Origin of the sequence: Xanthomonas sp. 10-10 (genome assembly GCF_040182365.1) — a bacterium.
In the GTDB taxonomy this organism is placed as follows: Bacteria; Pseudomonadota; Gammaproteobacteria; order Xanthomonadales; family Xanthomonadaceae; genus Xanthomonas; species Xanthomonas arboricola_F.
Genome location: NZ_CP144460.1, coordinates 1941339 through 1954008, shown reverse-complemented (window position 1 = coordinate 1954008; position 12670 = coordinate 1941339). Strand labels below are relative to the sequence as shown.

The window sequence follows — 12670 nt, the reverse complement described above, 5'->3', positions numbered from 1 at the left end:
CGATGCCGCAGCACCGCTCCTCCCATTCTCGATTCCCTATTCCCCACTCACGCCTTCTTGTCGTCCTTGACTTCGGTGAACTCGGCGTCCACCACGTCATCGGCGGCCTTGGAGGCCTGCGCGTTGCCGCTGGCCGCATCGGCGTTGCCGCCCTGCTCTGCCGCGGCGGCCGCTGCGTACAGCGACTGGCCGGCTTCTTCCAGGGTCTTGCTGCGCGCTTCGATCTGCGCCTTGTCGTCGCCCTTCATGGCCTTTTCCAGATCCGACAATGCCGCTTCCACCTTGCCGATCACATCGCCACCGACCTTGCTGCCATGCTCGGTGATCGCGGTGCGGGTGGCGTGGATCAGGCCATCGGCCTGGTTACGGGCCTGTACCAGTTCCTGGAACTTCTTGTCTTCCTCGCGGTTGGCTTCCGCGTCGGCGACCATGCGCTGGATCTCTTCGTCCGACAGGCCGGAACCGGCCTTGATCTCGACCTTCTGCTCCTTGTTGGTCTTCTTGTCCTTGGCCGACACGTGCAGGATGCCGTTGGCGTCGATGTCGAAGGACACTTCCACCTGCGGCATGCCGCGCGGGGCCGGCTCGATGCCGGACAGGTCGAACTTGGCCAGCGACTTGTTGAAGCGGGCCTGCTCGCGCTCACCCTGCAACACGTGCACGGTCACTGCCGACTGATTGTCTTCGGCGGTGGAGAAGGTCTGCGAGGCCTTGGTCGGGATGGTGGTGTTCTTTTCGATGATCTTGGTGAACACGCCGCCCATGGTTTCGATACCCAGCGACAGCGGGGTCACGTCCAGCAGCAGCACGTCCTTGACGTCGCCGGCCAGCACGCCGCCCTGGATCGCAGCGCCCACGGCCACGGCTTCGTCCGGGTTGACGTCCTTGCGCGGTTCCTTGCCGAAGAAATCGGCAACCGCCTGCTGCACCTTCGGCATGCGGGTCTGACCGCCGACCAGGATCACTTCGTTGATGTCGCTGGCGCGCAGGCCGGCGTCGTTCAACGCGGTGCGGCACGGCTCGATCGACTTCTTGACCAGGTCCTCCACCAGCGCTTCGAGCTTGGCACGGGTCAGCTTGATGTTGAGGTGCTTCGGGCCCGAGGCATCGGCGGTGACGTACGGCAGGTTCACTTCGGTCTGCTGGCTGGTCGACAGCTCGATCTTGGCGCGCTCTGCGGCGTCCTTCAGGCGCTGCAGCGCCAACGGATCCTTGCGCAGATCGATGCCCTGATCCTTGTTGAATTCGTCGACCAGGTACTCGATGACGCGGTTGTCGAAGTCTTCGCCGCCCAGGAAGGTGTCGCCATTGGTGGCCAGCACTTCGAACTGCTTCTCGCCGTCGACCTCAGCGATTTCGATGATCGACACGTCGAAGGTGCCGCCGCCCAGGTCGTACACGGCGATCTTGCGGTCGCCACCGTTCTTGTCCAGGCCATAGGCCAGGGCTGCGGCGGTCGGCTCGTTGATGATGCGCTTGACGTCCAGACCGGCGATACGGCCGGCGTCCTTGGTGGCCTGACGCTGGCTGTCGTTGAAGTACGCCGGCACCGTGATCACGGCCTCGGTGACCTTCTCGCCCAGGAAATCCTCGGCGGTCTTCTTCATCTTTTCCAGCACGCGGGCGGAGATTTCCTGCGGCGCCATGCGCTTGGCATCGCTGGTCTGCACCCAGGCGTCGCCGTTGTCGTGCGCCAGGATGCCGTACGGCACGTGCGAGATGTCCTTCTGCACTTCGGCGTCGGTGAACTTGCGGCCGATCAGGCGCTTCACCGCGTAGAAGGTGTTCTTCGGGTTGGTCACTGCCTGGCGCTTGGCCGAGGCACCGACCAGGACTTCGCCGTCCTTGGTGTAGGCGACGATCGAAGGCGTGGTGCGATCGCCCTCGGAATTTTCGATGACGCGGGCCTTGCCGCCGTCCATGATCGACACGCACGAGTTCGTGGTGCCGAGGTCAATACCAATGATCTTGCCCATGGATACGCTCCTGATGATTCTTTAGCTGTGTCCGGCGACGCCGGGTCTGGCTGAGATGTGGGGGTGGCGCGCAGGTGTTCAAGCCATCTGTGCGCATCTGTGTTCCAACCGCGCGCCCGGCAGTTCAGCCGGGCGCCGGCAATCAGTCGTGCTTGGCCACGACCACCAGGGCCGGGCGCAGCAGGCGCTCGTTGAGCAGGTAGCCCTTCTGGAACACCTGCACCACATGGCCCGGCGCAATGCCCTCGGCCTCGCCCTGGCTGATCGCCTGGTGCTGGTCGGGGTTGAACGGCTGGCCGACCGGGTCGAGCAGGGTCAGGCCGTTGTCGGCGGCGACCTTGAGCAATTGCTTGTAGGTCATGTCCAGGCCATCGCGCAGCGGGCTGGGTTGGCTGCCGGCCGCGGTGAGCCCGGCATCCAGGCTGTCGAACACCGGCAGCAGCTCGCCCAGCAGCTTCTCGTTGGCGAACTTACGAGCGTTTTCGACGTCGCGCGCGATGCGCTTGCGCTGGTTTTCCAGATCGGCCCGCTCGCGCAGGGCATCGGCCTTGACCAGCGCGATCTCGCTGCGCAGCGACTCGATCTCGGCCTTGAGCGGATCGGTCTCGGGTGGGTTCTGGGACAGGTCTTCGGAGTCGAATTCGGGGTGGTCTTGGTTCATGTGCAGTTCCCGGGCAAGCGGAACGCCCGCCCCAACGTCACCCCGTATGTGGGCGCGTGCGCGCGTTTCAAGCAAAACGATCGCATCGATCGCTGCCGCTTATCGCCTGTCGGGCGGCTCCATCGCCGCGCCCAGCACCTGGGCGGCGGTCTGCACCAGTGGGATCACCCGGTCGTAGGCCATACGTTTGGGCCCGATCACGCCCAGCACGCCCAGCACCTGGCCATTGGCGGCATACGGCGCGGTGACCAACGAGACATCGTCCAGCGACACCATGCCGGTTTCCTCGCCGATGAAGATGCGCACGCCCGGCGCCTGGATGGTGCGTTCGAGCAATTGCAGGATTTCGCGCTTGCTGGCGAAGGCCTCGAACAGCTCGCGCAGCCGGTCCAGGTCCGACAGGTCCTGCACGCCCATCAGCCGGGTCTGCCCGGCCATCACCATGTCGTCGGCATCGGCCGGCACCAGCGCCTCGCTGGCCAGGTCCACGCTGTGCGCCAGCAGCTGCTCCATCTCGTTCTTGGCCATCCGCAGTTCGCGCAGCAGGCTGGCGCGGATGTCCGACAGCGCGCGCCCGGCGAACTGTGCATTGAGATAATTGGCCACCCGCTCCAGCTCGGCCGGCTCGTAGGCGCGGCGCGGCTCGATCACCCGGTTCTGCACTTCGTTGTCGGCAAACACCAGGATCGCCAGCACCCGGCGCGCGTCCAGAGGCACGAAATCGATATGCCGGAACGCAAACTGCGCGCGCCGCGGCGCGCTCACCACACCCACGAAGTGGCTCATCGCCGACAGCATCTGCGAGGCGCTGCCCAGCAGCGACTGGGTGCCATTGCCGCTGGCCAGCTCCGCGCGCAGGCGCCGCACTTCTTCTTCGCCCGGCGGCTGCATCTGCACCAGGCTGTCGACGAACACCCGGTAGCCATGCGCGGTAGGCACCCGCCCGGCCGAGGTATGCGGGGAACTGAGCAGCCCCACGTCCTCCAGGTCGGCCAGGATGTTGCGGATGGTGGCCGGGCTTACATCCAGCCCGGCATGCTGGGCCAGGGTTTTCGAGCCCACCGGCTCGCCGTCGCGGATGTAGCGCGCGATCAAGGTGCGCAGCAGCTGGCGGGCGCGGGGGTCGAGCATTGGGGACTGGGACGCGCGCATGGGATCATCCGGTGAGACTGGGCATAGATAATGTCTGGCACCGGGGATGGCAAGCGTCCGACTCCCTGCCCGCGCCTTCCTGCCCTAAGCTTCCCCAACGCATTCACACCCGACCCCCATGCTCAGACACCTCTCAATCAAGGATTTCGCCGTTGTCCGCGCCACCGAGCTCGAATTCGGCCCGGGCATGACCGTGGTGTCGGGCGAAACCGGCGCCGGCAAGTCGCTGATGGTGGACGCGCTGGGCTTTCTGTCCGGCCTGCGCGCCGACAGCGGTGTGGTGCGCCATGGCGCCGACCGCGCAGAACTGTCGGCCGAATTCCAGTTGCCGGCCGAGCACCCCGGCCTGGCCTGGCTGGCCGACAACGAGCTCGATGACGAGTCCCAATGCCAGCTGCGCCGCATCATCCGTGCCGACGGCGGCTCGCGCGCCTGGATCAACGGCCGCCCGGTGACCTCCTCGCAGCTGGCCGAGCTGGCATCAAGGCTAGTGGAAATCCACGGCCAGCATGAGCACCAGGCCCTGATGGCCCGCAACAGCCAGCTCGCCCTGCTCGACGCCTACGCCCGCAACAGCGCCCAGCGCGAGCAGGTGCGCCAGGCCAGCCAGCGCTGGCAGGCGCTGCTGGACGAGCGCGACGCGCTGTCCGCGCAGGGTGACGTCTCCGACCGCATCGGCTTTCTCGAGCATCAACTGGGCGAACTGGAACGCGAGGACCTGGACCCGGCAGCGATCGCCGCGCTGGACGTCAATCACCGGCGCCAGGCGCACGCCACCGCACTGATCGGCGCCTGCGACAGCGTGGCCCAGCAGCTCAACGGCGACGATGGCGCCTGCGCGCTGGGCCTGCTGCAGGACAGCCGCCACGACCTGGCCCGCGTCGCCGAACACGAACCACGCCTGGGCGAGGTGGACGCACTGCTGGACAGCGCCGTGATCCAGATCGAAGAGGCGCTGGCGCTGCTCGACCGCGTGCGCGACGACCTGGACGCCGACCCGGCCCAGTTCGAGGCGATGGAGCGCCGTCTCGGCCGCCTGCACGACCTGGCCCGCAAGCACCGCGTCACCCCGGACGAACTGGCCGCCCATCGCGACCGCATGAGCCAGGAAGTGGAGAGCCTGCGCGGCGCCGACGAGCGCCTGCAGCAGCTGGACAAGCATATCGAGTCCGCCACCGGCGTCTGGCGCAGCGCGGCCGGGGTGCTCAGCGACAGTCGCAAGACCGCCGCCGAGGCCTTGTCCACCGCCACCACCACGCTGATCGGCGAGCTGGGCATGGGCGGCGGGCAATTCCTGATCCAGCTGCAGCCGCAGGACACGTTGCGCCCCGACCCCAATGGCGCCGAGCGGGTGGAATTTTTGGTCGCCGCCAACGCCGGGCAGCCGCCGCGCCCCTTGCGCAAGGTCGCCTCCGGCGGCGAGCTGTCGCGGATTTCGCTGGCGATCGAAGTGGCTGCGCTCGGCCTGGACAGCGTGCCGACCATGGTCTTCGACGAAGTGGATTCGGGCATCGGCGGCGCGGTGGCCGACATCGTCGGGCAGAAGCTGCGCGCGCTGGGCGAGGAACGCCAGGTGTTGTGCGTGACCCACCTGCCACAGGTCGCGGCCAAGGGCCATGCGCACTACCGGGTCAGCAAGGCACCGGTGGACGGCATGACCCAGAGCGCGGTCGAACTGCTCGGCCCGCAGGCACGCCAGGAAGAACTGGCGCGGATGCTCGGCGGCGTGGAAGTCAGCAAGGAAGCCCGCGCGGCGGCGCGCAAGTTGCTGCAGAGCGCCTGAGCGCAGCGAGCAGCTCGCAGATTCAAAGGACCCGTTCCCTCCCCCGCTGACGAAGCTCCCTTCCTGGCTGACAAGGCTCCCTTCCCCCCGTCTGCGGGAGAAGGTGCCCGAAGCGCGAATGGGGCAACATCGCCGCGACGCGACCACCACAGGCGACAAGCGCAAACGGTGCAGCCCCTCATCCGGCGCTGCGCGCCACCTTCTCCCGCCAGCGGGAGAAGCGATGCCTGGCTGCGCGTGATCTCTCGATTGCACGGCACCCCTCCACCGCTCCCTCCCCCGCCTGCGGGGGAAGGTGCCCGAAGCGCGGATGGGGGCAACATCGCTGCGACGCGACCACCACAGGCGCGACAAGCGCAAACGGTGCTGCCCCTCATCCGGCGCTACGCGCCACCTTCTCCCGCCAGCGGGAGAAGCGATGCCTGGCTGCGCGTGATCTCTCGATTGCACGGCACCCCTCCACCGACCCTTCCCCCGCCTGCGGGGGAAGGTGCCCGAAGGGCGGATGGGGGCATGGGGGCATGGGCCTGCGGCATACCCACCAACACGCCCCAGAACGCGCAAGGCGGCCGAAGCCGCCCTGTCGTTCTCATTGGCGATGCATCGCGCTCAGCGCTGGCGCTTCTTGCGCACGTACAACACCAGCGAATGCTCTTCCAGTTCGTAGCCATGCTTGGCGGCGATCTGACGCTGCAACGCCTCGATCTCTTCGCTTTCGAATTCGATGACGTGGCCGGTGTCCACATCGACCATATGGTCGTGGTGGCCGCCGCGGTCCAGCTCGTACACGGCCTGGCCGCCTTCGAAATTGTGCTTGAGCACCAGACCGGCCGCCTCGAACTGGGTCAGCACGCGGTACACCGTGGCCAGCCCGATCTCGTCGCCGTGGTCGAGCAGCTGCCGATAGATGTCTTCTGCGCTGAGGTGGTGCTGGTTGCTCTTCTGTTCGAGCAGCTCCAGGATCCGCATCCGCGGATGGGTCACCTTGAGCCCGACTTTGCGCAGGTCGTGGGTTTCCATATGTTCTCCGTTCATTGGCGATTTAGCGCCAGCTGCCATCAAACGGGTCGCGGCGACCGGCGGGAGTGTATCATCGGCGTGATTTCCTCAGCACTTATTCCCCGATGCGCAATCTCCTGCTGGTCGCCGCCGTTGCTCTTTCCACCGCTGGCTGCGGCATCATCTACAAGCAGCCGATCTACCAGGGCAATCTGATCAAACAGAACGCCGTGGAGCAACTGCAGGTAGGCCAGAGCAAGCAGCAGGTCAGCGCGTTGCTGGGTACTCCGTCGATTCCGGACCCGTTCCATGCGCAGCGTTGGGACTACACGTCCACTCAGCGCGTCGACCGTCTGGCGCGTACTGAAATCAAGAATTTCACCGTGTTCTTCGAGAACGATCAGGTGGCGCGCTGGGAAGGCGACTACTTCCCGTCGCAGGACGAGCAGCTGGCCAAGTCGGCCCCCAAGCAGTTTGGCCGCAACCTGGCACGCGACAAGAAGAAGCAGCGCGGCCGTTGATGCAGTGGGTCGGCGATCGCGCGATCGCCTGATCACGCGCAGCGCCAGAAAGCCGGCCTTGGTGCCGGTTTTTCTTTATCTTCTCGCCTGAACGCCCTCGACCGGCATGAAAACGGCGACGCGCCTGCCCATCTCGGCAGGGCGCCCGACTGCTGGGCGGAGCGCCCACGCCAATGGCAGCGGCGCTACCGTACCGCTACGCCCATGCACAGACGCCGCACGACTCAGCACAGCGCCAGATGTCCTCGAAACCCGTTTGCGCGCACCCACGCCGTGGGCGATAGGTCTGCAGCTGACGCAACGCGCCGTCACATGACACGACGCAAGACACAGCAATGGCGCCCCATCTGGAAGAGCTCGCTCACCAGCAATGCGGCCGACTGCGGCCAATCCCGCCACTAGCTGCCGGTGTCGGCTTTCTTCGCAGGTGCAGCCCGACGGCGACGGGCTTCTTTCGGATCCAGCAGCAGCGGCCTGAGCAACTCGACCCGGTCGCCGGCGCGCAGCACCTGGTCCGGGCGCACCACGACACCGTGGATGGCGATCGCTGCGGGCGGGGCCTCTGCGCAGAGGCCGGATGCGGCGGTTGCCTCGGCGACGGTGGCACCCTGCGGCAGATAAAGCACGATCGCGCTGTAGCGATCCGGCCAGGCCAGGATGACTTCGACCTGCACGGTCACACGTCGCCGCGATCGGCGACCCGCACGAAATCGTTGACCATGCGATCGGCCAGGCCCTGGAAGCCCAGCGCCAATGCCGGCCCCAGCAAGCGCGAGCTGGTTTCCACCTCGAGGGTCAGGCTCACCTTGCACGCGTTGTCGCCCAGCGATTGAAACTCCCACAGGCCTTCCAGGCGCTTGAACGGGCCGTCGCGCAGATGCATCACGATGCGTTCGGGCCGCTCGAGCATGTTCTCGGTGGTGAACCAGGTGCGGAACGAGCCCAGCCCCAGGTCCAGGCGCGCCACGATATGCGCATCGTCCTGCTCCAGCACATGGGCAGCGTCGCACCAGCCGAAGCGGCGCGGATAGGCGGCGACATCATTGACCAGATCGAACATGCGGGAGGCGCTGTGTTCGACCAGTGCGCTGCGACGGATGGTAGGCATTCGCTAACTTGTGAAAGACGGAAGATCGTTTGACGACACCGAATCGGCGACAATGGCGTCATGAGCAAGAAACCAACCAAGGATAAAGCAAACGGCGCGAAGGCCACGAAAACCATCGCGCTGAACAAGCGTGCGCGCCACGAATACCACCTGGAAGAGCGCTACGAAGCCGGCCTGGCGTTGCAGGGCTGGGAGATCAAGGCGATCCGCGCCGGCCGCGCCAATATCGTGGACGGCTATGCGTATGTGCGCTCCGGCGAGATCTACCTGATCGGCGCGCAGATCACCCCGCTGATCCAGGCCTCCACCCACACCGTGCCGGTGGAGCGTCGCGACCGCAAGTTGCTGCTGCACCGGAGCGAAATCGACAAGGTGCTTACCCGCGTGGAGCGCGAAGGCTACACCCTGGTGCCCACCGCCCTGTACTGGAGCAGCAACAAGGTCAAGCTGGAAATTGCGCTCGCCAAGGGCAAGCAGAATCACGACAAGCGCGACGCCGCCAAGGACCGCGACTGGCAGCGCGACAAGCAGCGCGTGATGCGGCGGCACAATCGAGATGCATGAATCGGGAATCGGGAGTGGGGAATCGCGAGAGCTGGTCTGCTGCCTGCTTCGGGCTAATTTAAGCTTCTGCAAGAGCACAAACTGACTGGGTACGCGGCATCTCAGCTTTTACGATTCCCGATTCCCCACTCCCGATTGCTCACGTGGCTCCAAGCATCCGCATCAAATTCGGCACCCCCCTGCCCTGCACGTAGCGGTCGCGTTGCAGATCGGTGCAGGTGTCGAGCATCAGCTGCTTGACCCGGTCCGGAAAGCCGATGAACTCGCGGCGTGCCGACAGAAAGCCGGCCAGCACGCCGGAGACATGCGGCGCAGCCATGCTGGTGCCGCTCATTTCCACCATCAGGCTTGCCGGATCTTTCGGATCGAAGTCGTAATACGTCGAGACGATCTTTTCGCCCGGCGCCACCACGTCGGGCTTGCCGCGGCCGTCGGCGGTAGGCCCGCGTGAGGAAAAATACGACACGCCGTAATTGTGCGGGCTGCTCTTGTGCACCGAGCCGACCACGATGGCCTCTTCCAGATTGCCCGGGTCGCTGATCGACAGATCCATGTTGGCCGGATAGGCATCCCCATCCTTGCCCATCAACCAGGCCAGCCCTTCGTTACCGGCAGCCACCACCACCAGTACGCCCTGTCGCCATAGCCGGCGCAACTCGTTGCACAGCGGTGTAAAGCCACAGCCGTAGCTTTCCGGGTCGAAATAGCCGCCCAGGCTCAGGTTCACTCCGTGGATGACCAGCTCGCCTGCGCGCTCGTTGATGGCAGCCACCTGCTGCACTGCCTTGATCATCCACGAATCGCGCCCATCGCCGGCGTCGTCCAGCACCTTGAAGCCATACAGCTGCGCATCCGGCGCCATGCCGGCAAATTCCAGCGGCGGACCCGGCTTGCCCTGCGCATCCGGCAGCGTTGCCTGGCAATGGCCGGCAATGATCCCGGCGATGTGGGTGCCGTGGCCGTGCCGATCGAGCCGGGCAAACGCATCGCCATCGGCGCGCGTCAATTGCCTGGGCGCACCGCGCCGCGTGCAATCCCATTGCGCCACCACGTTGTCGCGCTGGCCTTTGACGAAGAAATGCGGATGGCTGGCGGCGATACCGGTATCCAGCACTGCCCAGCCGATCTGCTGCCCGCGCGCCCGATAGGCATTGCGTGCTGCGTCGGCATGCAGCACGTTGCCGGAGATGTGGATCAGCGCGCGCTTGCCGGCATCGCGCCACACCCGGCGAAACCCCAGCGCACGATAGCGGCCCTGCAGCGATTCAATTTCGAAGCGGGTCAACCGCGCCGATACGAAGCGCTGCAAGCCATCTTCCAATTCGATCGCCTCATCCAGCGCGTCGCCCTGCAGGCCGGTGCTGCGCGCAGCGACCTCGCGCAGATGGCGTATCAGCACTGCCCGCACACCGGCCGGATCGTTGCCGGCGAGCCGCCGGTCCAGTTCGATCAGGACTTCATGCCGATGCTCGGGGCCGTGCGCTTCGAGCTGCTCGCTGAGGTCCTTGATCAACACCGCATTGGACACCGGCTGGTCGAAGCCCACGCCCACCGCCTGCCGCACCGCTGCGCGGACCTGCGGGATCGACAGATAACCCGAGCCCGAATGCGCGTTGTGCTGCCAGTCGGGATTGATCCGCGCGCCGGCAATGTTTTCGAAACGCCCCTTCGCATTGGCGATGTCGTCGGTGAGATCGGCGTCCAGCGCGATCGGGTCGCGCGTCTCGGCGACGTTGATCCACTGCCGCACGCATGCAGGGAACGGCAGCTTGCGGGTGCCGGTCCAGCGCTTGAACATGCTGCGCACCTGCGGCAACCCGAGCGGCGATCCCAGGGTCAGGAACAACGTCACCTCGCAGTCGGCCGCCTCGAGCTGGCGCAGCACGTCGTAGGCGATCATCGAACCCTGGCTATGCGCGACCACCACGAACGGCCCGCCTCCCGCACGCAGCCGCTGCGTCAGGCTGTCGCGCATCGACGCCGCGCGCTCGGGCACGAAGAACAGGTCGTGCACGTCCTGCAACAGCGCTGCGGAAATCAGCCGCAGCAGCACCCGGTTGATCGCGTCGATCGGGCCCTTTGCCTGCACGCTGCCGGGTGCGCTCGTACTTTCCAGCTCGTCCAGCAAGCGATGCAGGTCGGCCCGCTCCTGATCGCTCTGTGCCAAGGCGTCGGCGAGCACGTGCAGATCCTGCCCGCCCGGCACCAGACCGAGCGTCGTCAATGCACGCTGCACGCTTTGGTTGAGCGCCGGCCCCACATCGCGCCCGTCGCAATTGCCGGGCTCCGCCACCGGATACCGCTCGCGGTTGACCCAGTACGCCAACCGGGTGCGCTCGCCCATCGGGCGCCCGAACAATGCCTTGTCCCACTGACACCGCAATACGTCGGCCGGTGGCTTGTTGCCGATGCCGTGGATATAGATCACGGTGCGCGCCTTGCCCTGCACGCGAGCCGCAGCCGCGGCCTGCGTGCCTGATTGCGGTGCGCGCTTGTGTGGCTGCCTGGCAGGTACAGCGGCAGCGCGCGGTGCTGCGCGTGTCGAACGTGGACGTGGGGGCTTGCCGGTCGCCATCGCTTCGCTCCTTCGTTTACAGACTGTTCGGTCCGGTACGGGACTGAAGCCACTGTAAGCGCTGTCCATCTCACCACTTGTGACAGGGCGCGCCGATCCCTACACTGGCCTGGTCAGCGTTTGATGCTTTCCCCGGGGGTGCACTGGTTTCGACGGGGGTCGCGAAGTCGCTTGGCGCATGCCGAGGGGGCAGCTTTCCTCGTTAATCCAGCAGCAAACTTTTAGTTGCCAACGACGACAACTACGGTTCGGACTTCGCTATCGCCGCTTAATTGGCTTTAGTTGTAGTTCTACAGCCGCCTAAGGCGAACCCCCGAAACTACTTGTGCCCGTGCTCGTAGATGTAGGGTCATTATCACGGAACCGCCGGTGGTGGCTGCCTGTCAGCTACCGGCTAAATCAAGCAGGCTGGTTTCCAGGTGCGCTTTGCCCGCCGTGCTGCCTGGGAACGAGATCTAACGGAGGGATAAGCATGTAGTGCCGGGGATGGAGTGCTTCCGGACGGCGGTTCGATTCCGCCCACCTCCACCACACAACGGTCCTAAGACGGCCGACTGAGGCCGGGAATTCTCGAAAGAGGTTCTCGGCCTTTTTCATGGACGATACTGCGGCTCAATCAGCTCGCGCAGGAGGCGCCAGCGATCACCGCCACCGGCCGCGTCAGTTAGTGACGCAGTCGGTCGGTTCGGATGTGGTGGGCGTGGACGTGCAGATCGTGCCATCACGCGCGCGCGCCGATGGAAGGTCGCTGCGGAGTTGGTCGAACAGTGCGAGCAGCTCGGTAGCCTCCTGCTGCAGCAGGACCAGGGCACTCTTGTTGGGTTCATCCATTGCATGTGGTCCGACGGCGCTCCCCAGCGCTCCTGATACCGGCGACGCAAACTGCGTGCCAGCATGACGGCACCTGATCCGGGTTGGTCAAGGTTGGGTCAGGCAACCAGATTCGTAGCCGCAACCTTGCACGATGCGCTGCCCGACCATCGGGTGCCATGCTGTCGTCTCGCCTGGCCGCGAGCTAGGTCTGCGCCGATGCAAGCCGTGTTCGACTCAGCTGTAGTCGAGCTGCCGTTGCGCTTCGGCGTGCATGACTTCCAGGGTCACCATGCCGGCGCTGCGCGCGGCAGACATGGCGCTGCGGTGATCGGGAAACGTGCGCGCAAGAGTGGCGCCTGCGAGTTCGCCCGCTTTCCGTCCCATGCCGATCTGTTCGATACGCCAGTCCGCGCTCCAGGTCGCGTCGACGCCACGGCTTGGGGCCGCATGGCAAATCAGCTGATAGTTTCCAAGAAAAATGACCAAACTGGGCTCGGCTCTGCGGTGCGTGATGAGCA

Annotated in this window: 12 protein-coding genes and 1 other RNA gene; 4 read left to right on the top strand and 9 right to left on the bottom strand. The window is 65.7% G+C overall.

Annotated elements, in window-relative coordinates; genetic code table 11:
- Positions 1 to 47 precede the first annotated feature (47 nt).
- The 3 genes from dnaK to hrcA all read right to left on the bottom strand — a co-directional run bounded on the left by dnaK (position 48) and on the right by hrcA (position 3768).
- Positions 48 to 1976: a molecular chaperone DnaK gene (dnaK, locus tag VZ068_RS08310; RefSeq protein WP_349657387.1), complete on the bottom strand. Its 1929-nt coding sequence runs from the start codon at positions 1974 to 1976 to the stop codon at positions 48 to 50.
- A 142-nt stretch (positions 1977 to 2118) separates the two neighbouring features.
- Positions 2119 to 2637, bottom strand: a complete 519-nt coding sequence (grpE, locus tag VZ068_RS08305) for a nucleotide exchange factor GrpE (RefSeq protein WP_046963475.1) — start codon at positions 2635 to 2637, stop codon at positions 2119 to 2121.
- 99 nt (positions 2638 to 2736) lie between these two features.
- Complete coding sequence (gene hrcA / locus VZ068_RS08300; protein WP_259154000.1) at positions 2737 to 3768, bottom strand: heat-inducible transcriptional repressor HrcA; 1032 nt, start codon at positions 3766 to 3768, stop codon at positions 2737 to 2739.
- Between the two features lie 139 nt (positions 3769 to 3907).
- Here hrcA and recN point away from each other — a divergent pair, with 139 nt between their 5' ends.
- Entirely contained in the window at positions 3908 to 5572 is a 1665-nt protein-coding gene (gene recN / locus VZ068_RS08295) for a DNA repair protein RecN (RefSeq protein WP_259153576.1), read from the top strand.
- 609 nt (positions 5573 to 6181) lie between these two features.
- Here recN and fur read toward each other — a convergent pair.
- Complete coding sequence (gene fur, locus VZ068_RS08290) at positions 6182 to 6592, bottom strand: ferric iron uptake transcriptional regulator (RefSeq protein WP_029221003.1); 411 nt, start codon at positions 6590 to 6592, stop codon at positions 6182 to 6184.
- A gap of 104 nt (positions 6593 to 6696) precedes the next feature.
- Between fur and bamE the strand changes: the two genes are divergently transcribed.
- A complete protein-coding gene (gene bamE / locus VZ068_RS08285) occupies positions 6697 to 7092 on the top strand; it encodes an outer membrane protein assembly factor BamE (RefSeq protein ID WP_029221004.1) in 396 nt (131 codons plus the stop codon).
- A gap of 398 nt (positions 7093 to 7490) precedes the next feature.
- Here bamE and VZ068_RS08280 read toward each other — a convergent pair whose 3' ends face one another.
- Positions 7491 to 7766: an RnfH family protein gene (locus VZ068_RS08280; RefSeq protein WP_349657667.1), complete on the bottom strand. Its 276-nt coding sequence runs from the start codon at positions 7764 to 7766 to the stop codon at positions 7491 to 7493.
- Positions 7767 to 7768: 2 nt separating this feature from the next.
- Positions 7769 to 8200: a type II toxin-antitoxin system RatA family toxin gene (locus VZ068_RS08275; protein ID WP_046963470.1), complete on the bottom strand. Its 432-nt coding sequence runs from the start codon at positions 8198 to 8200 to the stop codon at positions 7769 to 7771.
- Between the two features lie 60 nt (positions 8201 to 8260).
- Here VZ068_RS08275 and smpB point away from each other — a divergent pair, with 60 nt between their 5' ends.
- The gene (gene smpB, locus VZ068_RS08270) at positions 8261 to 8764 is read left to right on the top strand and encodes an SsrA-binding protein SmpB (protein WP_259153574.1); all 504 of its coding nucleotides are present in this window, start codon (positions 8261 to 8263) and stop codon (positions 8762 to 8764) included.
- Between the two features lie 139 nt (positions 8765 to 8903).
- Here the strand turns inward: smpB and VZ068_RS08265 are convergent, their stop codons facing one another.
- Positions 8904 to 11339: a S8 family serine peptidase gene (locus tag VZ068_RS08265; RefSeq protein WP_259153571.1), complete on the bottom strand. Its 2436-nt coding sequence runs from the start codon at positions 11337 to 11339 to the stop codon at positions 8904 to 8906.
- 134 nt (positions 11340 to 11473) lie between these two features.
- Between VZ068_RS08265 and ssrA the strand changes: the two genes are divergently transcribed.
- Positions 11474 to 11870: a transfer-messenger RNA gene (gene ssrA, locus VZ068_RS08260) on the top strand.
- Positions 11871 to 11999: 129 nt separating this feature from the next.
- On the opposite strand, the gene VZ068_RS08255 is transcribed toward ssrA, so the two are convergent.
- Together VZ068_RS08255 and VZ068_RS08250 are read right to left on the bottom strand one after the other, a co-directional pair.
- On the bottom strand, positions 12000 to 12170 hold the full coding sequence (locus VZ068_RS08255) for a hypothetical protein (RefSeq protein WP_349657386.1): 171 nt from the start codon (positions 12168 to 12170) through the stop codon (positions 12000 to 12002).
- 216 nt (positions 12171 to 12386) lie between these two features.
- On the bottom strand, positions 12387 to 12638 hold the full coding sequence (locus tag VZ068_RS08250) for a hypothetical protein (RefSeq protein ID WP_259153996.1): 252 nt from the start codon (positions 12636 to 12638) through the stop codon (positions 12387 to 12389).
- Positions 12639 to 12670 lie beyond the last annotated feature (32 nt).

Coding starts and splice junctions, on each gene's coding strand:
- fur (WP_029221003.1), bottom strand. CDS start 6,592: ATGGAAACCCACGACCTGCGCAAAGTCGGGCTCAAGGTGACCCATCCG.
- VZ068_RS08265 (WP_259153571.1), bottom strand. CDS start 11,339: ATGGCGACCGGCAAGCCCCCACGTCCACGTTCGACACGCGCAGCACCG.
- bamE (WP_029221004.1), top strand. CDS start 6,697: ATGCGCAATCTCCTGCTGGTCGCCGCCGTTGCTCTTTCCACCGCTGGC.
- VZ068_RS08275 (WP_046963470.1), bottom strand. CDS start 8,200: ATGCCTACCATCCGTCGCAGCGCACTGGTCGAACACAGCGCCTCCCGC.
- hrcA (WP_259154000.1), bottom strand. CDS start 3,768: ATGCTCGACCCCCGCGCCCGCCAGCTGCTGCGCACCTTGATCGCGCGC.
- VZ068_RS08255 (WP_349657386.1), bottom strand. CDS start 12,170: ATGGATGAACCCAACAAGAGTGCCCTGGTCCTGCTGCAGCAGGAGGCT.
- grpE (WP_046963475.1), bottom strand. CDS start 2,637: ATGAACCAAGACCACCCCGAATTCGACTCCGAAGACCTGTCCCAGAAC.
- recN (WP_259153576.1), top strand. CDS start 3,908: ATGCTCAGACACCTCTCAATCAAGGATTTCGCCGTTGTCCGCGCCACC.
- smpB (WP_259153574.1), top strand. CDS start 8,261: ATGAGCAAGAAACCAACCAAGGATAAAGCAAACGGCGCGAAGGCCACG.
- dnaK (WP_349657387.1), bottom strand. CDS start 1,976: ATGGGCAAGATCATTGGTATTGACCTCGGCACCACGAACTCGTGCGTG.